The sequence below is a fragment of the Enterobacter cloacae complex sp. P13B genome (genome assembly GCF_014895915.1).
Taxonomy (GTDB): Bacteria; Pseudomonadota; Gammaproteobacteria; order Enterobacterales; family Enterobacteriaceae; genus Enterobacter; species Enterobacter bugandensis.
On record NZ_JADBQN010000005.1, the window covers coordinates 1 to 24,917 of the forward strand.

Consider the following 24,917-nt stretch of genomic DNA (forward strand, 5'->3'; position numbering starts at 1 on the left):
TTATGGGGATTCCTCAGCCCCGTGGGAGAGGGCCGGGGTGAGGGCATCAGGCCGCACCGTCGTTCAACACGACCTCCTGCCTGAACCGCCGCAATTCCACCAGCGCCACCAGTAAGATCGCGCCAACCATCGCTAACACAAACCCGCTGCTGCTCGCCGACGCCACCGGGGTCATTATCGCCCCCAGCCCGCCGAGGATCGCCGCGCCAATCGCATCGCCCGTCACGTTCTGCGCGGTCCACAGGCCGTTGATACGCCCCAGCATCCCTTCCGGCGTCTGGGTCTGGATCAGGGTGTACTGTAAAAGTGAGCTGACCGCACTCAGCCAGCCGAAAATCACCAGACACATCACCCCCAGCGCCCAGACCGGCATCAGGCTGAAGAAGCCGATGGCGATAAACGAGGCCAGCGTCGCCACCAGCATAATCAAGCCCGGACGCGCGCTTTGGGCCAGGTTACCGCTGGTCAGCGCCCCGCAGGCCGCACCGAGCGGAATGGCGGCGTACAGCACGCCAATCTCTGAGGCGCTCATCTGCCACTCGCCCGCCAGCGCCGGGTAAAGCACGCGCACGGCGCTCGCCATCGTCAGCAGGCCGCCGAGCAGCGCAATGCCGCCAATCAGCGGGTTGCTGAACAGAAAACGAATAGCGGCCATCAGGGACTTCAGCGGGTGCTCGCGCGGCTGCGGTGGCGGTGGCAGGAGCGGCAGACGCAGCAGCGTCAGCGTGGTGATAAAGGTCCCCGCCGCCGCAAGACCATAGTTCCACGCCACGCTGCCGGTGGCCAGCAGCAGGCCGCCGACCATCGGCGAAATCACCGAGCCGAGGCGTACCGTGAGCATGGTGATCGCCCCCGCCTGCATCAGGTTCTCGCGCCCCACCAGCGCGGGTGTCGCCGCCAGCAGCGCCGTCACGCCGAGCGAGGCGAAAAAACCGTCCCACAGGCCAAGGGCATAAATCGCCATCAGCGACGGCTCCGGCAGCATGGCGTTCAGACACAGCCCGATAAAGCCCACCCCGCAGGTGCCGCGCGCCAGCAGGATCAGCTTTTTACGCTCGTAGCGGTCCGCCAGCACGCCGCCGACCATCAGGCCGATGAACATCGCCCCGCCGGTTAAGGTGACGGATAACCCCACCAGCCAGCTGGAGTGCGTCATGGTCTGGATCTGTACCGGCACGGCCACGCCGAGCAGACCGAGGGACAAAATGGAGATAAAGCGAGCGATAAAAACGGCGCGATAGGCCGGGTGCGTTTTCAACAGGCTGAGGTTAAGCAGCCAGGATTTTTGATTCATGACAAAGCCTTGAGTCTATTTCTACCCATTCCATGGGCGCACATGCTAACATAGCCAAATAAGATAGATAACGATAATCACTATCATTATCAAATCATGGATGTTGCTATGTCGTTTTCCTCTTCTGCGGCGCGCGCCATTGCCGTGCCCGTATTATTGCTACTGCTAATCCTTGCGATTGCACTCAGCCTGCTGGTCGGCGCGAAGCCGCTACCCGCCTACGTTATCGTTGATGCGCTCTCCGGCACCTGTCAGAGCGCCGACTGCACCATCGTGCTCGACGCCCGCCTTCCCCGCACTCTTGCCGGACTGCTGGCCGGTGGCGCGCTCGGCCTTGCGGGTGCCCTGATGCAAACCCTTACCCGTAACCCGCTGGCGGACCCCGGCATTCTTGGCGTCAACTCCGGGGCCAGCTTTGCCATCGTGCTCGGCGCGGCGCTGTTCGGGTTGACGTCACCCTCTGAACAGTTGGCGATGGCTTTCTGCGGCGCGCTGGCCGCCTCGCTGGTGGTCGCGTTTACCGGCAGTCAGGGTGGCGGGCAGCTCAGCCCGGTACGCTTAACCCTGGCAGGCGTGGCGCTGGCCGCGGTGCTGGAAGGTCTGTCCAGCGGCATCGCCCTGCTCAACCCGGACGTCTACGACCAGCTGCGCTTCTGGCAGGCCGGCTCGCTGGATATCCGCACCCTTGAAACCTTAAACGTGGTGGCAATCCCGGTCATTATCGCCGCCGTCGTGGCGCTGTGTTTAAGCCGGTCGCTGAACAGCCTGAGTCTCGGCAGCGACACCGCGACCGCCCTCGGCAACCGCGTCGCGCGCACGCAGCTGACTGGCCTGCTCGCTATCACCGTGCTGAGCGGCAGCGCAACCGCCGTGGTCGGTCCGATCGCCTTTATCGGCCTGATGATGCCGCACATGGCGCGCTGGCTGGTGGGGTCAGACCACCGCTGGTCGCTGCCGGTCACGCTGCTGGCCACTCCTGCCCTGCTGCTGTTTGCCGACGTGCTGGGCCGCCTGCTGGTGCCCGGCGAGCTGCGCGTCTCGGTGGTGAGCGCGTTTATCGGCGCGCCGGTGCTGATCTTCCTGGTACGTCGCAGACGCGGAGGTGGCGCATGATGGCTCCTTCCCGTCGTTTACTCACCAGCGTCTTCCTGCTGGCTATCGCCATTACTCTGCTGGCGGTCTGGAGCCTGCAAAGCGGTGCCGTAACGCTTGATTTCGCGCAGGTCTTTCACGCCCTCACCGGCAGCGCGCCGCGTAACATCACCATGGTGGTCACCGAATGGCGACTGCCGCGCGTGGCGATGGCGATCCTGGTGGGCGCGGCGCTCGGCGTCAGCGGCGCGATTTTCCAGTCGCTGATGCGTAACCCCCTCGGCAGCCCGGACGTGATGGGCCTGAATACCGGCGCGTGGAGCGGCGTGCTGGTGGCGATGGTGCTGTTCGGGCAACATCTGACGGCCATTACCTTTACGGCGATGGCGGGCGGCATTCTGACCTCGCTGCTTATCTGGGCCCTGGCCTGGCGCAACGGCATCGACACCTTCCGGCTGATCATTATCGGGATAGGCATCCGCGCGATGCTGATGGCCTTTAACACCTGGCTTTTGTTGCAGGCGTCTCTGGAAACCGCGCTCTCCGCCGGGCTGTGGTACGCCGGCTCCCTCAACGGCCTGACGTGGGGCAAAACCTGGCCCGCCGCGCCGCTGATTTTGCTGATGTTTATCGGCGCCCTGCTGCTGGTACGCCGGATGCGGCTGCTGGAGATGGGCGACGACAGCGCCTGCGCGCTGGGCGTGAGCGTTGAGCGTTCGCGCCTGATGCTGATGCTGGTGGCGGTATTGCTGACCGCTGCGTCCACCGCGATTGCCGGGCCGATCTCGTTTATTGCGCTTGTCGCGCCGCATATCGCGCGGCGTCTTAGCGGCACCGCGCGCTGGGGCTTGACCCAGGCTGCCCTGTGCGGTGCGATGCTGCTGCTGGCAGCCGATCTTTGCGCCCAGCGGCTGTTTATGCCTTATCAACTGCCGGTGGGCGTGGTGACCGTCAGCCTCGGCGGGATTTACCTCATCGTCTTGCTCGTTCAGGAGTCACGCAAGAAATGACAGATTCAACAACCCGCTTGCGCGGCGAAAACTTGACCCTCGGCTATGGCAAAAAAATCATTGCCCGTGATTTAACCGTCGCCATTCCGGACGGCCACTTCACCGTGATTATCGGTCCGAACGGCTGCGGCAAATCGACCCTGCTGCGCACCCTGAGCCGCCTGATGTCGCCGACAGAGGGCAGCGTATTCCTCGACGGAGAGCAGATCCAGCGCTTCGCCAGCAAAGAGGTGGCCAGGCGCATCGGGCTGCTGGCGCAAAACGCCACCACGCCGGGAGATATCACGGTGCAGGAGCTGGTCTCGCGCGGGCGCTACCCACACCAGCCGCTGTTTACCCGCTGGCGCAAAGAGGACGACGAGGCCGTGAAGCGCGCGATGGAGGCAACGGGCATCACCGATCTGGCTCAGCAAAGCGTGGATACCCTCTCTGGCGGACAGCGACAGCGGGCGTGGATCGCGATGGTGCTGGCGCAGGAGACCGCCATTATGCTGCTGGACGAGCCGACGACCTGGCTGGACATCAGCCATCAGATTGACCTGCTGGAGCTGCTGAGCGAGCTGAACCGCACGCAGGGGTATACCCTGGCGGCGGTACTGCATGATTTAAACCAGGCGTGCCGCTACGCCACGCATCTGATTGCGCTGCGCGACGGCGAGATTGTGGCGCAGGGCGCGCCGAAGGAGATTGTGACGCCAGAGCTGATCGCGCGGATCTACGGCATGCGCTGCATGATTATTGACGATCCGGTGGCGGGTACGCCGCTGGTGGTGCCGTTAGGTCGGCGGTAATAGCCGGGTGGCGGCTACGCCTTACCCGGCCTACATTCAGGCCCGGTAAGCGCAGCGCCACCGGGCATTTGCACTATCCTAAAATTTCCTTCAGTACCGGCCCAATCTTTTCAAACGCCTGCGGTGAAATGATATCCACGTGGGCGCAGTCCTGGCTGTAGACCTCCAGCTCGCCCACCCACGGCGCCCAGGCCGTATGCGGATCCATCGTTCGCGTGCGTTCGGCAACAAACAGCGTCGCTTTACCGTCAAAGCGTGAACTGTGCGCGGTGGTGAGCAACCGCACCGCGTCCGCGTAGTTGCCTTCAATGGTGTTAAACAATTCGCTGGAGCCCTGTCCCTGCTGAGCGGCGATAAACGCCTGACGCTCGCGCTCGATCTCCGCCAGCACTTCCGGGTCAAGGCCGTTTGCCTCTTTCTCCGCCCAGTTCTGGGTTTCCGGCGGCCAGGTATCCAGCAGGCCGAGGAACGCCACCGCTTCGCCCTGCTCGCGCAGACGCGCCGCAATGCCCTGCGCCAGCGTGCCGCCGAGCGAATAGCCGAACAGGTAATACGGCCCGTGCGGCTGCTGCTTACGCAGCGTTTTCAGGTGATGTTCGATCACCCCATCGAGATCCGCGCACTGCTGCATCGGGCCGTTTGGCCGCGGCGACTGAATGCCGACGATGGACCAGCGCGGGCTGAGGTAGCGCGCCAGGACGCTGAACTGCCAGGCAAAGCCGGACGCCGGATGGAAGCAGAACAGCGTCGGGCCGTTGCTTTCACGCAGCGGCAGCAGGGTTTCATACCCCAGACGCTGCGCCTGTTCGTCGCTCAGTTGCGAGTCCAGCAGCGCGCTGAGCTTGCCGACCGTCGAGGCGACCATAATCTGCCCCGGCGTGACCTTGCGGCTGAACGCACGGCCGAGCTGAGCCGCGAGGCGCATCGCCAGCAGCGAGTGGCCGCCAAGGGCAAAGAAGTCGGCGTCGATATCGTTCACTTCGCAGCCCAGCAGCGCAGAAAACGCCTGCGCCACGGCGGCTTCGGTTTGCGTCTCGGGTGCGCGACCGGAGGTTTTGCTGGTCAGCTCCGGCAGCGGCAGCGCCTTGCGATCCAGCTTGCCGTTGGCGCTTAGCGGCAGCGCGCTGATTTGCAGCAGCACCACCGGCACCATATGCGGCGGCAGCTGTGCCCTGAGCGAGTCCAGCAGCGCGTCGCGATCCAGCGGTAAACCTGATTCAGAAACCACGTACCCCACCAGCTGGCGGGCATCGCCGCCCGTTGCCGCAGCCTGGTTGAACACGCACGCATGCGCCACGGCCTGGGTCACGTCAGGCAATGACAGCATCGCCCGGTCGATTTCGCCCAGCTCGATGCGCTGACCGCGGATTTTCAGCTGGTCATCGCTGCGGCCCAGATATTCCACCGCCCCGTTGTCCAGCCAGCGGGCGACGTCTCCGGTGCGATACATCCGCTCGCCTGGGGCAAACGGATCGGCAATAAAGCGGCTGGCGGTGAGGTCGGGACGTCCCAGATACCCCTGTGCCAGCTGAATGCCGGTGAGATACAGATCGCCCGCCACGCCGAACGGCACCGGGCGCATCATCGCGTCCAGAATGCGCAGCCCCGTATTCCACACCGGGAAGCCGATCGGCACGCTGTTGCCCTCCACCGCCGCCAGCTCCGGGCCGTAAGCAGGATACCAGCTCACGTCCACCGCCGCTTCGGTTGGGCCGTAGAGGTTATGCAGCGGTACATGAGTGAGCTGCTCCCACTCGCGGCACAGCGCTGTTGGCAGCGCCTCGCCGCTACAGAACACCTGCTTCAGCGTCCTGCAACAGTCGACGTTTTCCGGCGTCAGCGAGGCGACAAATGCCGCCAGCATCGAGGGCACGAAGTGGGTGGTGGTTACGCCATATTCTGCGAAGAAGCTCTGCATCGCCTGCGGATCGCGGTGCGCGTCCGGCTCGGCCATCACCAGCTTTGCCCCGGCGATAAACGGCCACCAGAACTCCCACACCGACACGTCAAAGCTGCACGGCGTTTTCTGCGCCACGACGTCATGCGCCGCCAGTGGATAATGATCCTGCATCCACTTCAGGCGATTAACGATGGCGGTATGCCCCACCATCACCCCTTTCGGGCGTCCCGTTGAACCTGAGGTAAAGATGATGTACGCGGTCTGCTCCGGCTTCGCCAGACGCAGAGGTTCAGCATCGGTGGCCGGTAATAGTGTGTTGTAACTAAAGGTGGCGATCGGCAGATCGTTAAAGCGCGGAAGCTGTTCATCGGTAGTAATGAGCAGGGACGGCTTCGCGTCCTCGAGCATCATCCGCAGGCGATCGTCCGGGTAGCCGGTGTCGAGCGGCAGCCACGCGGCGCCCGCCTCCACAATGCCGTGCAAGGCTAACGTCAGGAATACCGAGCGCGGCAGGGCCACTGCCACGCTGTCGCCCGGCTTCACGCCGCGCGCGCGCAGCAGGTTTGCCAGCGCGACCACCTGCTCACGCATCTGACGATAGCTGAGTTCAACGTGCGCATCCGCCAGCGCGGGCGCGTCCGGCGTTTTGCTCGCCTGTTCCGCCACCAGATCCGCGAGCGTGGTGGACGGCAGCGCCAGACCGGTATCGTTGATGCGCGCGAGTTTTGCGTATTCCTGTTCTGAAACGGTTTCCACCTCGCCGCAGCGCAGGTCCGGGTTGGCCGCAAACTGCATCAGCATCGCGTTCAGGCGCGCAACGTGTCGCGTCAGCGTCGCCTCGTCGTAGCGCTGCTTATTGGCGAGGATCTCCATGCTCAGCCCGCCCTGCTCGTCCGGGAACAGCGCCAGCTCCAGATCGTTCACCGGGCCGGTCGCCAGCGTGTGGGTGATGGCCTCCACGCCGTCGATATCCAGCTGGTAGTCGAAGACTTTTACGTTCAGCACCGGGCCAAACAGCGCTTCATCACCCGCCGCTTTTCCGCTGTCGCGCACGATCTGCTCGGCGTCGTAGCGCTGATGTCGGCGCATCTTTTTCAGCTGGTTCGCCAGGCGCAGCGCCAGCTCCGGCAGGCTCTCAAGCGGATTAATATTCACCGCCAGCGGCAGGACGTTAAGCACCGGGCCGGTTGCGGTCAGCGCGGCGGACCCCATGCGGCGCATAAAGATAAACCCGGTGGCGTAGTCCAGCCGTCCGGTGAGGCGGCCCAGCCACAGCGCCACCAGCGCAAGCGCCAGATCGGTGCGCTGTGCCTGCCCGGCTGCCTGCGCCAGCTGGCTAAAGGCGCGAGCGTCCATTGCAATTTTCAGGCGCAGGATGTCGGTAGTGGCGGCGCGGCCCGGCAGCGGCGCGGGGGAGAGCGAGACCGGAGAAGGCAGCTGTTTGCGCTGCCCGGCCCAGAAGGCGCCGTCGCGCCGGTACGCCTCGCTGTCGCGGTAGCGCTGATACTCGTCCACCACCTCTGCAAATGGCGTAAACGGGGATGCGGGCGTCGGTTCACCCTTTTTCCACGCGGCATAAATCGCGGCGATCTGGCGGGTTATGGCCGGGAAGCTGAAGCCATCCACCACCAGATGGTGATAGCGCTGATACCAGTACCAGTGGTTTTCACCGGCCTGAATCAGCTGATGAAAGGCCAGCGGCTGCCCGCTGTCGACGCGCAGGTTCTGGTTAAGATCGGCGTTCATCAGCGCCACGGCGGCGGCGTGGGAATCAACGCGAACAATGGACGGTTCCGGCAGAATGAAGGTGTCATCCACCCACTGCCACACCTCACCGTTGTCTTCCGCAAAGCGCATGCGCAGGGTATCGGCCTGCATCATGCCCGCGGCAACGGCTTGTGCCAGCAGCGGCGCATCGATATCGCCTTTCAGCTCGGTGTAGTGCGCCACGCTCCAGGCGTTTGGCAGCGAGGAAAGCTGTTCCGCCATCCAGATACCCGGCTGGGCGGCGACGAGAGGAAGACGGTTCATGCGCGCTCCCCCGCAAAAGAGGACGGCTCAAGCGTCTGCCAGCGTTGCGCCAGCCACTGCTGGCACGCCTCCTGAGAGTGCGGTTCGCACACCACGCGCCAGCCCGCGGGCAATTCGCACTGCTGCGGCCACAGGCTGTACTGCCCCTGGTCATTTTGCAAAATGGCGAACTGTCCCTGCGGATTATCGAAAGGATTGCTGAATTCCATACAGACTCCGTTATTGAATGAGCGGCTGCCAGAGGGTCATCAGCCCCTGCGTCAGCCCACCGCGCCAGCAAAGCGCATCGTGTCCGCCGTCAACCTGACGCCAGATAACTGGTTGCTGAGTGTGTAGTTCGGCGAGGATCGCCTGGTTTGCGCGTAAGATAAGCGGCTCGTTGCGCCCGGCTTCAAGAAGGATGCGTAGCCCGCGAGGGGATATTTCGCCGGTTTTAAGTTGTTCGATTAACAGCCCGTCCTGCTGCCCGCCGCGGTGCGGCCACCAGTAGGAGCCGGACTGGCTAAGCACGCAGCCAAAACGCTGCGGCCAGTGCAGTGCGGCATAAAGGGAAGAGAGACCGCCAAAGCTTTGCCCTGCGACCACCGTACGGTCGGCGCGGTCGCTAAACGGCGCGCGTTGTTGGACAAGGGTGAGAAGTTCTTCCTGCACCGCCAGCCAGAAGTCGGGATTACACGGCAGCTCGCGGTTACGGTGCTCCATATTAATAACATCGATTAAGACGTAGACCGCAGGCGGCAGGTTGCGCTCGGCGGTGAGCGACGCCAGCGCAGGCCAGACGGGCATGCTTTCGGCCCAGAACTGCCCGTCGAGCAGCACCGCCAGCGGGCGTTCCCGGTCGTCCCCGCCGGTGGTGAAAATCCAGACGCGACGGCGATTTTTCAGGCGCGCGCTTTCCCACTCAATGCAAATGGGCGCGTTGAAGGGCGTATCAGGATGGTTCCAGCCGGGCTGTACGGGCGCCTCCGGCATCTCAAGCGCCGAGACGGCGTGCCCGCGCCCGCCGCGCCAGCTCTGCGCATTCAGCGGGTCAGAAATTGCGTGAGGCAGCAGCTTGCGCCAGCCTTCGCGCAGCGCCATGCGGTCCGGCTGCTCGCCTTCAAATACTGCATCGGCAAAATCGTTTTCATTCACGGAAGGGATAAAACAGTAACTGCCGCGCCACTCGGGGCTGAACTCGCCCTGCCACTGCCAGACGTCGGTATCGGGAATGCGTTCGAGGGACTGCGGGCGGGCATTTTGATGGTGATCGGTCACGCCGGTGACGTAGAGCCAGACGCGTTTGATCCGTGACGTTGTTTGCGTTCCTGCCGGGTCACGCCACCAGAACGTGACGCGATAGTTTCCCTTTTCCGGCCTCCATTCAGGCCCGTTTTTCGACTGCCACCACGCTTCACTTCCCGTTGTTAACGCCGTCACCCTTATAACCTCATGTTTAACAGTCTTTTTTGTTTCAGAGCAAATTTTATTGATAATATTATTGATAACTATTTGCATTTGCAATAGCGTAGTGGCCGCGCTGTGGGAAGCGCTCATAAAACAACCATAAAGCAGGACGTACAATGAATAAGAAGATTCACTCTCTGGCCTTGCTGGTCAATTTAGGGATTTACGGCGTCGCGCTGCCCGCTCTCGCAGACGACAACACCGCCTCAGCGCAGCACGAAGACACGATGGTGATCACCGCTGCCGAGCAGAATCTGCAGGCGCCGGGGGTATCGACCATCACCGCCGATGAGATCCGTAAAAACCCGCCCGCGCGCGACGTGGCTGAAATCATCCGTACCATGCCGGGCGTTAACCTGACCGGTAACTCCACCAGCGGCCAGCGCGGGAATAACCGTCAGATTGACATTCGCGGCATGGGGCCAGAAAACACCCTTATCCTGATCGACGGCAAGCCGGTGACCAGCCGTAACTCTATCCGTCTGGGCTGGCGCGGCGAACGTGACACCCGCGGCGATACCGGCTGGGTCCCGCCGGAGATGATCGAGCGTATCGAAGTGATTCGCGGTCCGGCCGCCGCGCGCTACGGCAACGGCGCGGCAGGCGGCGTGGTGAACATCATCACCAAAAAATTCGACGACCAGTGGCACGGCTCCTGGAACACCTACCTGAATGCGCCTGAGCACAAGGATGAAGGTTCCACCAAACGCACCAACTTCAGCCTGAGCGGCCCGCTGGGCGGCGACTTCAGCTTCCGCATGTTCGGTAACCTGGACAAAACCCAGGCCGACGCGTGGGACATCAACCAGGGTCACCAGTCTGAGCGTACCGGAGCCTACGCCAACACCCTGCCCGCGGGCCGCGAGGGTGTAGAGAACAAAGACATCAACGGCGTGGTGCGCTGGGACTTCGCGCCGATGCAGTCGCTGGAGTTTGAAGCGGGCTACAGCCGCCAGAACAACCTCTATGCGGGTGACACGCAAAACACCAACAACGACAACGCGCTGGTGAAGAAGAACTACGGCAAAGAGACGAACCGTATTTATCGCCAGAACTTCGCCGTGACCTGGAACGGCGGCTGGGACAACGGTATTACCACCAGCAACTGGGCGCAGTACGAACACACCCGCAACTCCCGTCTGGGCGAAGGGCTGGCGGGCGGTCTGGAAGGTCTGTTCAACAGCAATAAATTCACCGACACCGACCTGGCCGACGTGATGCTGCACAGCGAAATCAACCTGCCGATTGATTTCCTCGTTAATCAGAACCTGACGCTCGGCACCGAGTGGAACCAGCAGCGCATGAAGGACTCGACCTCCTTCACGCAAACCCAACAGGGGGGCACCATCCCGGGCATGAGCGAAGACCGTAGCCCTTACACGTCAGCGGAGATCTTCTCCCTGTTCGCTGAGAACAACATGGAGCTGACCGACAGCACCATGCTGACCCCTGCCCTGCGCTTCGACCACCACACCATCGTGGGCAATAACTGGAGCCCGTCCCTGAACCTGTCGCAGGGTCTGGGGGATGACTTCACCCTGAAGATGGGCATCGCGCGCGCCTATAAAGCGCCAAGCCTGTATCAGACCAACCCGAACTACCTGCTCTACAGTAAAGGCCAGGGCTGCTACGCAAGCTCCGACGGCGTGGGCTGCTACATGATGGGCAACGACGATCTGAAGGCCGAAACCAGCATCAACAAAGAGATTGGCCTGGAGTGGAAGCGCGACGGCTGGCTGGCGGGCGTGACCTGGTTCCGCAACGACTATCGCAACAAGATTGAAGCGGGCTATGCGCCGATTGGCCAGACCTCCACCGGCAAAGTCACCACCGATATCTACCAGTGGGAAAACGTGCCGAAGGCGGTGGTGGAAGGTCTTGAGGGCTCCCTGAACGTGCCGGTCAGCGACACCATCAACTGGACCAACAACATCACTTACATGCTGCAGAGCAAGAACAAGGAGACCGGCGACCGTCTGTCGATTATTCCTGAGTACACGCTGAACTCCACCCTGAGCTGGCAGGTGCATCAGGACGTGTCGCTCCAGTCGACCTTTACCTGGTACGGCAAGCAGCAGCCGAAGAAGTACAACTATAAAGGTCAGCCTGTTACCGGATCTGAGAAAGACGAAGTCAGCCCGTACAGCATCGTTGGCCTGAGCGCGACCTGGGACATGACCAAAAACGTCAGCCTGACCGGCGGCGTGGATAACGTCTTCGACAAGCGCCAGTGGCGTGCAGGTAACGCCCAGACCACGGGTAACGCCACCACCGGCGCGTATATGTACGGTGCTGGGGCGTATACGTATAATGAACCGGGTCGCACCTGGTATATGAGTGTGAATACACGTTTTTAAGGCACTGAAGTCAATCCTTCCCTCTCCCCGCCGGGGAGAGGGTCAGGGTGAGGGGAAAAATCATGCACACCACCCACAGCACATTTTCTCTCGCTAAGCTCACCGTCCACCACGTCATCTTCGATCCCACGACCTTTACCGACGCAGATCTCCTCTGGCTCCCCCATCACGCCCAGCTCGCTGACGCCGGACGTAAACGCAAGGCTGACCATCTGGCAGGACGCATCGCCGCCGCGCACGCCTTGCCTGACCACACCGTTCCCGCCATCGGCCCCAGCGGGGAACCGCTCTGGCCGGACGGAATTTCCGGCAGCATCACCCACAGCGGCACGGAGGCGATGGCTGTCGTCGTGCCATACCCTGCGCTTATCGGTATCGATAGTGAAGCGATCCTCGCCGAAAATGAAGCAAGGGAAATCAAAGATGGCATTATAGATGCCCATGAAGAGCGTGTGTTTTCCCGCTCGGGTTACCCGTTCGCCCTCGCCCTGACGCTGGTTTTCAGCGCCAAAGAGAGCCTGTTTAAGGCCCTCTTTCCGCAGGTGCAGGCTTACATGGGGTTTGACAGCGCGCGCGTCACGATGCTCGATAAAGAGACGCTAATGCTGGCGCTAACTCGTCCGCTGACGGGATTTGACGAAGGTTTAGCCTTCACACTTCACTGGCTAGTCGACGGCGAACAGGTCATCACCCTGCTGTCACACGTTCCTGCCGACGCGCCTTCACGCTGGTCACCACAAACGTCACGATAAACACCACCGCGAACAGGACCACTATGGTCGGCGCGGGTGCGCTGTCGAGATAAAACGAGGCATACACGCCGCTGACCGACACCAGTACTGATACCACCACTGCCACCAGCAGCGCCATGTGGAAGCGTCGGGCGATCAGCACCGCCACCGCGCCGGGGGCAATCAGCAGCGAAATCGACAGAATAATCCCCACCGCCTTCAGCGTCGCCACGATGGTCAGCGCGACCATGCACAGCAGGCCATAGTGCAGCCAGCGGGCGCGCAGGCCGCTCGCCTGGGCCTGCTGATAGTCAAAGCTGAAGAGCAGGAAGTCGCGCCACTTGAGGCCAATCACCAGCGCAATCAGGCCCGCCACGAGGCCGCTTTGCAGAATATCCATCCCGTTAATGCCCAGCATATCACCGAACAGAATGTGGTCGAGATGCACTTCAGGTTTGACGGCGATATAGAGGATCAGCCCGGCGGCGAACATCCCGGAAAAGACAATCCCCATCACCGTATCCTGCTTGATTCGGCTGTTGTCCTTCAGGTAGCCGGTGGCGACGGCGCAAAACAGGCCGGCAACGAATGCGCCCAGGGCCAGGTGCAGGCCCATCACCCACGCCAGCACCACGCCGGGAAACACCGCGTGGCTCATGGCGTCACCCATCAGCGCCCAGCCTTTCAGCACCAGAAAAACCGACAGCAGCGCGCAGGGCACGGCTACCAGAAGTGAAATCAGCAGCGCGTTGTTCATGAACGCAAACTGGAAGGGTTCAAGGAGCAGCGCCATCATGGGTGTGCCTCCTTCGCGCGACGACGGCTGGCGAGCAGCCCGTGCTTCGGCGCAAAGACGAATGCCAGCAGGAACAGCAGCGTCTGGGCGACCACAATAATGCCGCCGGTCGCGCCGTCCAGATAATAGCTGGCCCACGCGCCGAGGAAGCTGGTGAGGCTGCCAATGGCGACGGCAATCATCAGCAGGCGCGGGAAGCGGTCGGTCAGCAGCCACGCGGTCGCGCCGGGGGTGACCACCAGACAGATCACCAGAAACGCGCCGACGGTTTGCAGCGCCGCCACGGTAGAGACCGCCAGCAGGGTGAAGAACAGGATCTTCAGGCGCTCCGGGCGCAGGCCGATGGCGCGGGCGTGGTTCTCATCAAAAAAGGTCACCATCAGATCTTTCCATTTGAACAGCAGGATAACCATCGACACCACGCCGATAATCGCCAGCTGGACGATATCCTCCGGGGCGATAGCCAGAATATTGCCGAGCACGATGGTCTGAATATTCACCGAGGTCGGGTTAAGCGAGACCATAAACAGCCCCAGCCCGAAAAAGGAGGAGAAGATCAGCCCGATAATGGCATCCTCCTTCAGGCGGCTGCGCTGGTTGAGAAACAGCATGCTGCCCGCCGCCAGCCCGCCCGATAAAAACGCCCCCAGCGAGAACGGCAGCCCAAGCATGTAGGCTCCCGCCACGCCCGGCACGATGGAGTGCGAGAGCGCATCGCCGATCAGCGACCAGCCTTTGAGCATCAGATAGCAGGAGAGAAACGCGCACAGCCCGCCGACCATCGCCGAGACCCACATCGCGTTAAGCATGTACTCATAGCCGAAGGGTTCGAGAAGCGCGTTCATTTTGCCTCCTGCCGGTGCGTCACGAAGGGCCGCTCGTCGTCGGTGATAATGCGCTCTTCAGAACCGCTGAGCACCACGTGGCGCAGCACGCCGCTGAAGGCACGCTCAAGGTTTTCGGCGGTGAAGGTGGTTTCCGTCGGGCCGCTCGCCAGCACGGTGCCTTTGACCATCACCGTGTAATCGCAAAACTCCGTGACCGAGCCTAAATTGTGGGTCGAGACCAGCATGGTTTTGCCCTCATCGCGCAACTCGCGCAGCAGGCTGATGATTCTGGCTTCGGTTTTGACGTCCACGCCGGTAAACGGCTCGTCGAGCAGGATCACTTCGCCCTGCTGGGCAATCGCCCGCGCCAGAAAGACGCGCTTCTTTTGCCCGCCGGACAGTTCGCCAATCTGCCGATGGCGCAGCTCAAGCATGTCCACGCGCTTCAGGGCGTCGGTCACGATCTGCCGATCCTGCGCTTTAGGCCGCCGCAGAAAACCCATGTGTCCGTAGCGCCCCATCATCACCACGTCCTCAACCAGCACCGGAAACGACCAGTCGACCTCTTCAGACTGCGGCACGTAGGCGACCAGGTTCTGGCGCAGCGCCCGGTGAGGCGGCAGCCCTTCAATAGAGATTGTGCCGCTCGCCGCCCGCACGAAGCCCATCACCGCCTTAAACAGCGTGGATTTACCGGAACCATTCACCCCCACCAGCGCGGCAATCGATCCGCCCGGTACGCTGAACGACGCGTCGCGGAGCGCCGTATGGCCGTTGCGGTAGGTCACGGTTACGTTCGTGACAACAATGCCCTTCTGCATGGTTACTCCTTCATGCCGTCGCGAATGCCCTGCACCAGCGTGCGGGTCGTGACGTTCAGCAGGTCGATATAGGTCGGCACCGGGCCGTTTTCCGCACTCAGGGAGTCAACGTACAGCACGCCGCCGTAGTGGGCGCCGGTTTCCCGCGCCACCTGACGCGCCGGCTTATCGGAAACCGTGCTTTCGCTGAACACTGCCGGGATGCGGTGTTTCTTCACCAGATCGATCACCTTGCGCACCTGCTGCGGCGTCCCCTGCCGATCGGCGTTGATCGGCCACAGGTAAAGTTCCTTCATGCCCAGATCCCTCGCCAGGTAGGAGAAGGCGCCCTCACTGGTCACCATCCAGCGCTTGTCTTCCGGGATGGCCGCCACCTGCTTGCGCAGCGGTGCGAGGGTGGCGACGATCTTCTGCTTGTAGGCTTCGGCGTTGCGCTGATACGTCTGCGCATTCGCCGGATCGTACTTCACCAGCGCGTCGCGGATGTTATCGACGTAAATCAGCGCGTTGTCCGGGGACATCCACGCGTGCGGGTTGGGCTTGCCGTCGTACGGCCCTTCGCTGATGCCCATCGGCGTAATGCCTTTGGTGACGATCGCTTCAGGCACGCCGTTCAGATGCTGATAAAACCGCTGGAACCACAGCTCCAGGTTCATGCCGTTCGCCAGAATCAGCTGCGCCTTCTGCGCGCGTTTGATATCCCCCGGCGTGGGCTGGTACTCGTGGATTTCCGCCCCCGGTTTGGTGATGGAGGTGACGTCTGCGGCGTCACCCGCCACGTTTTTCGCCATATCGGCGATGACGGTAAAAGTGGTGATAACCTGAAATTTTTCAGCCGCCTGCGCGCCGGTGGCGGTCGCGGCCATCAACAGCGCGCCGAGCAACAGACGCTTCAATCCTTGCCGTGGGTACATCGCAGCACTCTCCCGAGGTGATTAAATTCAAAGCAAAATTAGCCCGTGCTATAAGGTATAGCACAGGCTATATTTAAATGAAAATGGTTATCATTAAAGTTATGTCAATGAAGGGCGGGCCTGACGGCGCTTCGCTTATCAGGCCTACGGAAAAGCAGTTTTGAAGGCCGGGTAAGCGCAGCGCCACCCGGCAAAAAAATGGCTGGATTTTTAATTAAAGGAGCTTGTCATTACTCAAACATCCGGGAACATCACGCTATTCCCCGGCGCTTCCCTGTGCAGATGGATAAAGTTCAGGTGCCGTTCATACTGGTCCAGAATATCCGTAATCACCTGTTCCTTGCTGTAGTCCATCAGGTCATTCCCCTGGCTCCCTTCCAGCAGGAACGTCTCCAGCCGGTAGTAGGTTGATTTCCCGCTGCGCGCCCGGTAGGTAAAGCCGGGTACCGAGTACTGCTGCGGCCAGATCTGATAGACAAAGTTCTGCTCGTCGCCCATGTGCACCAGCAGATCCAGGTGCCCCAGGGTTTCGCCCTCCTCCGGCGGCAGGTTTTTCAGCTCCACGTACGCACCGCGCAGCTTCAGCTCCTGCGCCACCTCTTCCATCGCCGGGAAGCAGACCGTCTCCATCATCTGTTTGGTGTAGCGCGTGCCCGGGTAGTTCATCAGGCGCGACAGGCGTTTCTTCCAGCTCAGCCTGTCCTGAGCGCCCATTGGCCGCGGTGCGGTGTCGCGGCTGGCGCTGACGCGGCGGTAGTCTTCCACCTTGAGCGATTTATACAGCCCGGCCATCACAAAGAAGATAACGAAGCTGAAAGGCAGGCCCATAATCACCGTGGTGTTCTGCAGCGCCGAAATGCCGTTGGTCATCAGCATGCCGAGCGTAAGCAGGCCGATGGCGACGGACCAGAAGATGCGCAGCCAGTTCGGCGCGTCGCTGTTGATGTCCTTCAGCTTCGAGGTGAAGTTCCCCAGCACCAGCGCGCCGGAATCCGCCGAGGTGACGTAAAACAGCAGGCCGGTGATGGTCGCCACGGAGGCGCTAAAGGTGAACGCCGGATACTGCGCCAGCAGGCTGTAGAAGCCGCGCTCCGGGTGCGCCATCGCTTCCTGGGCAAAGGTTGCGTTGCCGTGGATGATCTCGTGCAGCGCGCTGTTGCCGAAAATCGACAGCCACAGCAGGGTAAAGGTGAACGGGATGATCAGGGTGCCCATCACGAACTGGCGGATGGTACGGCCACGCGAAATGCGCGCCAGGAACAGGCCAACAAACGGCGACCACGCGACCCACCACGCCCAGAAGAACAGGGTCCAGCTGTTCATCCACTCCACCGGGCGGTCAAAGGCGAAGCTGTTCAGCGTCATGCCCATGAAGCGGTTCACGTAGTCGCCCACGTTCAGCACCAGGGCGTTGAGCAGGAACGACGTGTCGCCCATAAACAGCACGAACAGGATCAGGCCCAGCGCCAGCGCCACGTTCAGCTCGGAGAGCACGCGGATGCCCTTATCCACGCCGGAGGTCACCGAAATGGTGGCGATAATCACCGAGAGCGCAATCAGCGCCGCTTTCGCCGCCATCGAATCCGGGATATCAAACAGCACGCTCAGCCCGTAGTTGAGCTGGACCACGCCAATGCCGAGCGTTGTAGCAATACCGAAGATGGTGCCGATCACCGCCGCGATATCGACGCTGTGGCCAATCGGGCCGTTAATTCTTTTCCCGAAAATCGGGTACAGCGCGGAGCGGATGGTGAGGGGTAAATTATAACGATAGCTAAAGTATCCGAGCGCCATGCCCATCAGGGCATACATCGACCAGCCCGTCAGGCCGTAGTGGAACAGCGTCCAGACCATCGCCTGGCGCGCGGCCTCCATCGTCTGCCCTGCCCCTTCCGGCGGCTGCATATACTGCGTGACCGGCTCGGCTACCGAGAAGAACATCAGATCGATGCCGATGCCCGCGGCAAACAGCATCGCCGCCCAGCTCAGCAGGCTGAACTCGGGCTTGGACTGCTCTGGCCCGAGCTTCACCGAGCCGAAGCGCGAGCAGGCAATGCAGACCACGAAGACGATATAGAGCGTCGCCGCCAGCAGGTAGTACCAGCCGAAGGTCTTCGACACCCAGTTCAGGGTGCGGCCAATCCACTCGGCAGAAAAATCGTTAAAGAAAATGGTCGTCAGGGAAAACAACAAAATCAGCCCGGCGGACGTATAAAAAACGACCGGGTTGATTTTGTCTTTTTCTCTGTCTTGTGAAAGGTCTGTCATCCAGTATCCCCACTGTTTTTGTAACTATTAAAATCCAAATCCGCAACAATTAAGACACATTTTATATTGAACGTCCAATCAAAAACCGCTTTAATAGATTACCAACGCTGATGAATGGAGTGGCAAAAATGCCCAAAGTGGGGATGCAGCCGATCCGGCGCAGGCAACTTATCGACGCCACGCTGGAAGCAATTAATGAAGTGGGCATGCATGACGCAACCATCGCGCAGATCGCCCGTCGGGCGGGCGTGTCCACGGGGATCATCAGCCACTATTTCAAAGATAAAAATGGCCTGCTGGAAGCGACCATGCGCGACATCACCGGCCAGCTGCGCGATGCGGTATTAAGCCGCTTACGCGCCCTGCCGAACGGCAGCGCGGAGCAGCGTTTGCAGGCGATTGTCGGCGGCAATTTTGATGAAACCCAGGTCAGCGGCGCGGCGATGAAGGCCTGGCTGGCCTTCTGGGCGAGCAGCATGCACCAGCCGATGCTCTATCGCCTGCAGCAGGTGAGCAGCCGCCGACTGCTGTCGAACCTGGTCTACGAGTTCCGCCGCGAGCTGCCGCGTGAGCAGGCTCAGGAGGCGGGCTACGGACTGGCGGCGCTGATCGACGGGCTGTGGCTACGCGCCGCGCTGAGTGGCAAGCCGCTGGATAAAACCCTGGCACAGTCGCTCACCAGCCACTTTATCAGCCAGCATTTACCGACCGAATAACCGAGGAGAATTTATGTCCCGAATGGCAGAACAGCAGCTTTATATCAATGGTGGTTATACATCGGCCACCAGCGGTCGCACCTTCGAGACCATCAACCCGGCCAACGGTGAAGTCCTGGCGACCGTGCAGGCCGCCGGACGCGAAGACGTGGACCGCGCCGTAGAAAGCGCAACGCGCGGGCAAAAAAACTGGGCGGCGATGACCGCCATGGAGCGCTCCCGCATCCTGCGTCGCGCCGTCGACATCCTGCGCGAGCGCAACGACGAGCTGGCAAAGCTGGAGACCCTCGACACCGGTAAAGCGTTTTCTGAAACCTCGACCGTCGACATCGTCACCGGCGCGGACGTGCTGGAGTACTACGCGGGGCTGATCCCGGCGCTGGAAGGCAGCCAGATCCCGCTGCGCGACACCTCATTCGTCTACACGCGCCGCGAGCCGCTGGGCGTGGTGGCGGGCATCGGCGCGTGGAACTACCCGATCCAGATCGCCCTGTGGAAATCCGCCCCGGCGCTGGCAGCGGGCAACGCGATGATCTTCAAGCCGAGCGAGGTCACCCCGCTCACCGCCCTGAAGCTGGCGGAAATCTACACCGAGGCGGGCCTGCCGGACGGCGTGTTTAACGTCCTGCCGGGCGTGGGCGCGGAAACCGGTCAGTACCTGACCGAGCATCCGGGCATTGCCAAAGTCTCCTTTACCGGCGGCGTCGCCAGCGGCAAAAAGGTGATGGCGAACGCCGCGGCCTCGTCCCTGAAGGAGGTGACGATGGAGCTGGGCGGCAAATCCCCGCTGATTGTGTTTGACGATGCGGACCTCGATCTCGCCGCAGACATCGCCATGATGGCCAACTTCTTCAGCTCCGGGCAGGTGTGCACCAACGGCACCCGCGTGTTCGTGCCTGCAAAATCTAAGGCCGCGTTTGAGCAGAAAATCGTTGAGCGCGTGGGCCGCATCCGCGCGGGCGATCTGTTCGATGAAAGCACCAACTTTGGCCCGATGGTCAGCTTCCCGCACCGCGACAGCGTGATGCGCTATATCGCCAAAGGCAAAGAAGAAGGCGCGCGCGTGCTGTGCGGCGGCGACGTGCTGAAGGGCGACGGATTTAATAACGGCGCGTGGGTGGCCCCGACCGTGTTCACCGACTGCACCGACGAGATGACCATCGTACGCGAAGAGATCTTCGGCCCGGTGATGTCCATCCTCACCTATGAAAGCGATGAAGAAGCCATTCGCCGCGCCAACGACACCGACTACGGTCTGGCGGCGGGCATCGTCACCGCCGATCTGAACCGCGCGCACGGCGCCATTCATCAGCTCGAAGCGGGCATCTGCTGGATCAACACCTGGGGTGAATCCGCCGCGGAGATGCCGGTTGGCGGCTACAAGCACTCCGGCATTGGCCGCGAAAACGGCGTGATGACGCTGCAGAGCTACACCCAGGTGAAGTCCATCCAGGTTGAGATGGGTAAATTCCAGTCCATATTTTAACCGGGAGGTTTATTTGCAATTTGACTACATCATTATCGGGGCCGGCTCTGCCGGCAACGTACTGGCTACACGACTGACTGAAGATCCGAACACCACCGTCCTGCTGCTTGAGGCGGGCGGGCCGGACTACCGCTTTGACTTCCGCACCCAGATGCCCGCCGCGCTGGCCTTCCCGCTGCAGGGCAAGCGCTACAACTGGGCGTACGAAACCGAGCCAGAGCCTTTCATGAACAACCGCCGCATGGAGTGCGGACGCGGAAAAGGGCTGGGCGGTTCGTCGCTGATCAACGGCATGTGCTACGTGCGCGGCAACGCGATGGATCTGGACAACTGGGCGAAAGAGCCGGGTCTGGAGCACTGGAGCTACCTCAACTGTCTGCCCTACTACCGCAAGGCAGAGACCCGCGACGTGGGGCCGAACGACTACCACGGCGGCGACGGTCCGGTGAGCGTTACCACCTCGAAACCGGGCGTGAACCCGCTGTTTGAAGCAATGGTGGAAGCAGGCGTGCAGGCGGGCTATCCGCGCACAGACGATCTAAACGGCTATCAGCAGGAGGGCTTCGGCCCGATGGACCGCACGGTCACGCCGCAGGGCCGACGCGCCAGCACCGCGCGCGGCTATCTGGACCAGGCGAAACCGCGCCCAAACCTGACCATCCGCACCCACGCCATGACCGATCGCATCCTCTTTGAGGGCAAGCGCGCGGTGGGCGTCGAGTGGCTGGAGGGCGAAAGCACTATTCCGTCCAAAGCAACCGCGAAGAAAGAAGTCCTCTTGAGCGCCGGGGCGATTGCCTCCCCGCAGATCCTCCAGCGCTCCGGCGTGGGCAACGCTGACCTGCTGAAGCAGTTTGATATCCCGCTGGTGCACGATCTGCCCGGCGTGGGGGAAAACCTGCAGGATCACCTGGAGATGTACCTCCAGTACGAATGCAAAGAGCCGGTCTCCCTCTACCCTGCCCTGCAGTGGTGGAACCAGCCGAAGATTGGCGCGGAGTGGCTGTTTGGCGGCACCGGCGTGGGTGCGAGCAACCACTTCGAAGCGGGCGGATTTATCCGCAGCCGCGAGGAGTTCGAATGGCCAAATATTCAGTACCACTTCCTGCCGGTGGCGATTAACTACAACGGCTCGAACGCGGTGAAAGAGCACGGCTTCCAGTGCCACGTCGGCTCCATGCGCTCCCCGAGCCGTGGACACGTGCGCATTCAGTCGCGCGATCCGCACCAGCATCCGGCGATCCTGTTCAACTATATGTCCCACGAGCAGGACTGGCAGGAGTTCCGCGACGCGATCCGCATTACCCGCGAGATCATGCACCAGCCCGCGCTGGACAAGTACCGCGGCCGCGAAATCAGTCCGGGTATTGACTGCCAGACCGACGAACAGCTGGACGAGTTTGTGCGTAACCATGCCGAAACCGCGTTCCATCCGTGCGGCACCTGCAAAATGGGCTATGACGAGATGGCGGTGGTTGACGGTGAAGGCCGCGTTCACGGGCTGGAAGGATTACGCGTGGTGGATGCGTCGATCATGCCGCAGATTATTACCGGCAACCTGAACGCCACCACGATTATGATCGGTGAGAAAATTGCTGATGCGATTCGCGGGCGCGAGCCGCTGGCGAAGAGCACGGCGGCGTATTACGTGGCGAACGGCGCGCCGGTTTGTCAGGCATTACAAAACGTTTAATATTCTGCCCTCTCCGTAAAACGAGAGGGTTTTCAATACATCCCTTCATTACGATAATATTTTTCGATAACTATAAGAAATAAATATTACCCGGCAATTATTTTGTTCATTTAAAAGTCTGTTGACACTGCTCTCGTAATTCAACTAAGTTTAATCGAATGTCTTTCCATTCGAAATATACAATATATTTAAAACTGAAATTAAAGAAAGCGTCATTATTTTTTAATTCTCCCCTGCCTTTATTTTTGCATCACTCAACCGCGAGATAAGATCATGAATAATAGTGCAAACAACGTTGTTGTTATCACCGGCGCCAGCAGCGGTATCGGTCAGGCTATTGCCCTGTATTTAGCGAATAAGCCTTTTTCTCTGGTACTGGTGGCGCGTCGCCTGGACAGAGTTAACGCCCTGGTGGATCGCATTATCCAGCAGGGCGGCCGGGCGATTGCCGTGAAGGCGGACGTGACCCGTCAGGAGGAGGTTCAGCACGCGATTGACGCTGCCGTTGCCGCATACCAACGTGTCGATGTGCTGATCAACAACGCGGGCTTTATGGCTATCGCCCCCATCAGCGAGCGCAAGACCGACGAGTGGGATCGGATGATCGATACCAACCTCAAAGGCGTTTTATACGGCATTGCGGCGGCGTTACCGGTGTTCCAGCGCCAGGGTGGCGGGCATTTTATTAACGTTGCGTCTGTGGCCGGTATTAAGGTGCTTGCGCCCGGCGGCGTGGTCTACAGCGCCACGAAATTCGCCGTCCGCGCGCTGAGCGAAGGCTTGCGTCAGGAGGTGGGTAAAACGGTCCGCACTACGCTTATTTCCCCCGGTGCGGTCGAGAGCGAACTGCAGTTCGGCAGTTCTGACGAAGAGAGTAAAAAATTTCTCCATGAATTTTATAAGCAGGCTATTCCGGCAGATGCCATTGCGCGGGCCGTATTATTTGCTATCGAGCAGCCTGATGATGTTGATGTAAATGAAATTGTCGTCCGGCCAACGCAGGAAGAATTTTAGCATGACTTAAATAACGCTGAATGAGGTGTCATTATGATTAAGTCATTAACGTCCTTATCAGATTTAAATATGCGATCAGGTGCCGACATTCTCCTTGAGGTTCTTGAGAGTGAAGGCGTGGAATATATATTTGGCAACCCCGGCACGACGGAACTCCCGCTGATTGACGCCCTGCTCCGGCATGAAAATATTCACTATATTCTGGCGCTCCAGGAGAGCAGCGTGGTCGCCATTGCTGACGGCTACGCGAAAGCCTCCGGCAAGACCGGTTTTATCAATTTGCACACCGCCAGCGGTCTTGGGCACGGAATGGGAAATTTAATTAACTCGCGGATCATGAAAACGCCGCTGGTTGTCACCGTCGGGCAGCAGGACACGCGGCACTACGTGCGCGACCCGCTCCTGTACGATGACATAGTCTCCATTGGATCGCCGGTGGTGAAATGGGCGCAGGAGGTCACCAGCGCCGACCAGCTCCCGGTGCTGGTGCGTCGCGCGTTCCATGCTGCCAGCTATCCCCCCGCCGGGCCCGTATTGCTCTCTCTGCCAATGAACGTGATGGAAGAGCTGAGCGACGCCGGGATACAAACGGCCTCCAAAGTGAACTATCACACCGTCGCGGGCTCCCTGGACGAGCTGGCGGCGGACCTGAGCCAGGTTACGCCCGGCAGGATCATGATTGTGGCGGGGGATGAAGTTCACTCCAGCGGCTCGACGCCGGAGATTGTCCAGCTTGCAGAAGCGCTAGGTGCACACGTTTACGGCTCATCGTGGCCATTGAATTTGCCCTTTCCCACGCAGCATGCCCTCTGGCGCGGCAATATGCCTACCACCGCCAGTGAAATTGCCAGCATCGTTAACGCCTACGACGCGGTGTTTATCATCGGGGGCAGAAGCCTGATCACCATATTATACAGCGAAGGAGACGCGATTCCTGGCTCATGCGCGGTCTACCAGCTCTCCGCCGACATGAACGAGTTGGGCCGCACCTACGCTACACGCCTGTCGGTGATGGGGGATATCAAACTCTCCCTGAAGGCGCTCTTACCTCTGCTTCAGCAGCGCCTGGTGGCTGGCAAATTGACGCATCAGCGGCTGCTCAAAACGGCACGCGCTGAACGTGAAAAAGAGTGGCAGCTGCAGGAAGAACGTCTGGCTGCCGAGCGGCTACGCCCGGCCATTTCGCCGATGGTGGCGGCCTATGAAGTCATCAAAGCCGTTCCGCCGGGCGTCACCATTGTTGATGAAGCGATTGCCACAGCCAGACATGTCCGACGTTTTATCTCCGACACGCAGCACCAGCGCTACTATTTCATGCGCGGCGGCGGTCTGGGCTGGGGTATGCCTGCGGCGGTGGGCCACTCGCTGGGGCTGGGCCGCGAGCCGGTAGTGTGCCTGATGGGCGACGGCGCCTCGCTGTATTCGCCGCAGGCGCTCTGGACGGCAGCACACGAAAACCTGCCGGTCACCTTTATCGTGATGAATAACCTGGAGTACAACGTTCTTAAAAACTTTATGAAAGGACAGCCGGGTTACAGCTCGACGCAGTTGGGGCGCTTTATCGGGATGGATCTGATTAATCCGCACATCGATTTTCAGTCGCTGGGCACCGCCATGGGCATTCGCTGTTGTCGGATAACCGATGCTGCAGACATCGCCGAAGCGGTAACCCGCGGACTGCAGTCAGGAAAAACCAACCTGATTGAAATCGCGATTTCCGCGGATTAACT

Annotated in this window: 19 protein-coding genes; 10 read left to right on the forward strand and 9 right to left on the reverse strand. The window is 60.9% G+C overall.

Features of this window, described 5'->3' with window-relative positions; all coding sequences use genetic code 11:
- Positions 1 to 46: 46 nt before the first annotated feature.
- A complete protein-coding gene (gene entS, locus IM273_RS02080; RefSeq protein ID WP_193051795.1) occupies positions 47 to 1,294 on the reverse strand; it encodes an enterobactin transporter EntS in 1,248 nt (415 codons plus the stop codon).
- 108 nt (positions 1,295 to 1,402) lie between these two features.
- Between entS and fepD the strand changes: the two genes are divergently transcribed.
- The 3 genes from fepD to fepC are packed head-to-tail and all read left to right on the forward strand — an operon-like array spanning position 1,403 to position 4,187.
- Complete coding sequence (fepD, locus tag IM273_RS02085) at positions 1,403 to 2,407, forward strand: Fe(3+)-siderophore ABC transporter permease (RefSeq protein WP_047363685.1); 1,005 nt, start codon at positions 1,403 to 1,405, stop codon at positions 2,405 to 2,407.
- The gene (gene fepG / locus IM273_RS02090; protein WP_120266909.1) at positions 2,407 to 3,396 is read left to right on the forward strand and encodes an iron-enterobactin ABC transporter permease; all 990 of its coding nucleotides are present in this window, start codon (positions 2,407 to 2,409) and stop codon (positions 3,394 to 3,396) included. Before fepD ends, fepG begins: the two co-directional genes overlap by 1 nt.
- Positions 3,393 to 4,187 carry an iron-enterobactin ABC transporter ATP-binding protein gene (gene fepC / locus IM273_RS02095; RefSeq protein ID WP_193051796.1) on the forward strand — a complete coding sequence of 265 codons (795 nt, stop codon included), beginning with the start codon at positions 3,393 to 3,395 and terminating at the stop codon, positions 4,185 to 4,187. Before fepG ends, fepC begins: the two co-directional genes overlap by 4 nt.
- Before the next feature lie 73 nt (positions 4,188 to 4,260).
- Here the strand turns inward: fepC and entF are convergent, their stop codons facing one another.
- From entF to fes, 3 genes are read right to left on the reverse strand one after another with little or no spacing between them, the layout of a single operon-like run.
- On the reverse strand, positions 4,261 to 8,118 hold the full coding sequence (entF, locus tag IM273_RS02100) for an enterobactin non-ribosomal peptide synthetase EntF (RefSeq protein ID WP_193051797.1): 3,858 nt from the start codon (positions 8,116 to 8,118) through the stop codon (positions 4,261 to 4,263).
- Complete coding sequence (locus IM273_RS02105; RefSeq protein ID WP_028012289.1) at positions 8,115 to 8,327, reverse strand: MbtH family NRPS accessory protein; 213 nt, start codon at positions 8,325 to 8,327, stop codon at positions 8,115 to 8,117. Before IM273_RS02105 ends, entF begins: the two co-directional genes overlap by 4 nt.
- Positions 8,328 to 8,337: 10 nt before the next feature.
- Positions 8,338 to 9,537 (reverse strand): enterochelin esterase, encoded by a 1,200-nt coding sequence (gene fes / locus IM273_RS02110; RefSeq protein WP_193051798.1) that lies wholly within the window; start codon positions 9,535 to 9,537, stop codon positions 8,338 to 8,340.
- A 143-nt stretch (positions 9,538 to 9,680) separates the two neighbouring features.
- On the opposite strand from fes, the gene IM273_RS02115 reads away from it, so the two are divergent.
- Both IM273_RS02115 and entD read left to right on the forward strand, forming a co-directional pair.
- The gene (locus IM273_RS02115) at positions 9,681 to 11,921 is read left to right on the forward strand and encodes a TonB-dependent siderophore receptor (protein WP_193051799.1); all 2,241 of its coding nucleotides are present in this window, start codon (positions 9,681 to 9,683) and stop codon (positions 11,919 to 11,921) included.
- Between the two features lie 62 nt (positions 11,922 to 11,983).
- Entirely contained in the window at positions 11,984 to 12,673 is a 690-nt protein-coding gene (entD, locus tag IM273_RS02120) for an enterobactin synthase subunit EntD (RefSeq protein WP_193051800.1), read from the forward strand.
- On the opposite strand, the gene IM273_RS02125 is transcribed toward entD, so the two are convergent.
- From IM273_RS02125 to betT, 5 genes are all read right to left on the reverse strand, one after another.
- Positions 12,609 to 13,448, reverse strand: coding sequence for a metal ABC transporter permease (locus IM273_RS02125; RefSeq protein ID WP_193051801.1), 840 nt, complete (start codon positions 13,446 to 13,448; stop codon positions 12,609 to 12,611). The two genes, entD and IM273_RS02125, sit on opposite strands and share 65 nt — an antisense overlap.
- Positions 13,445 to 14,293, reverse strand: a complete 849-nt coding sequence (gene sitC / locus IM273_RS02130) for an iron/manganese ABC transporter permease subunit SitC (RefSeq protein ID WP_048959550.1) — start codon at positions 14,291 to 14,293, stop codon at positions 13,445 to 13,447. Before sitC ends, IM273_RS02125 begins: the two co-directional genes overlap by 4 nt.
- A complete protein-coding gene (sitB, locus tag IM273_RS02135) occupies positions 14,290 to 15,096 on the reverse strand; it encodes an iron/manganese ABC transporter ATP-binding protein SitB (RefSeq protein WP_193051802.1) in 807 nt (268 codons plus the stop codon). The genes sitC and sitB overlap by 4 nt, the downstream gene beginning before the upstream one ends.
- 2 nt (positions 15,097 to 15,098) lie before the next feature.
- Positions 15,099 to 16,010, reverse strand: coding sequence for a metal ABC transporter substrate-binding protein (locus IM273_RS02140; RefSeq protein ID WP_193051803.1), 912 nt, complete (start codon positions 16,008 to 16,010; stop codon positions 15,099 to 15,101).
- A gap of 234 nt (positions 16,011 to 16,244) precedes the next feature.
- Complete coding sequence (gene betT, locus IM273_RS02145) at positions 16,245 to 18,278, reverse strand: choline BCCT transporter BetT (protein ID WP_045260749.1); 2,034 nt, start codon at positions 18,276 to 18,278, stop codon at positions 16,245 to 16,247.
- Between the two features lie 128 nt (positions 18,279 to 18,406).
- Between betT and betI the strand changes: the two genes are divergently transcribed.
- From betI to IM273_RS02170, 5 genes are all read left to right on the forward strand, one after another.
- Entirely contained in the window at positions 18,407 to 18,994 is a 588-nt protein-coding gene (gene betI, locus IM273_RS02150; protein WP_193051812.1) for a transcriptional regulator BetI, read from the forward strand.
- A 13-nt stretch (positions 18,995 to 19,007) separates the two neighbouring features.
- Positions 19,008 to 20,480: a betaine-aldehyde dehydrogenase gene (gene betB, locus IM273_RS02155; RefSeq protein ID WP_193051804.1), complete on the forward strand. Its 1,473-nt coding sequence runs from the start codon at positions 19,008 to 19,010 to the stop codon at positions 20,478 to 20,480.
- A 13-nt stretch (positions 20,481 to 20,493) separates the two neighbouring features.
- Positions 20,494 to 22,173 (forward strand): choline dehydrogenase, encoded by a 1,680-nt coding sequence (betA, locus tag IM273_RS02160; RefSeq protein ID WP_193051805.1) that lies wholly within the window; start codon positions 20,494 to 20,496, stop codon positions 22,171 to 22,173.
- A gap of 273 nt (positions 22,174 to 22,446) precedes the next feature.
- Complete coding sequence (locus IM273_RS02165) at positions 22,447 to 23,187, forward strand: SDR family oxidoreductase (RefSeq protein ID WP_023299541.1); 741 nt, start codon at positions 22,447 to 22,449, stop codon at positions 23,185 to 23,187.
- Positions 23,188 to 23,220: 33 nt separating this feature from the next.
- Positions 23,221 to 24,915, forward strand: a complete 1,695-nt coding sequence (locus tag IM273_RS02170) for a thiamine pyrophosphate-binding protein (RefSeq protein ID WP_193051806.1) — start codon at positions 23,221 to 23,223, stop codon at positions 24,913 to 24,915.
- Positions 24,916 to 24,917: the final 2 nt, after the last annotated feature.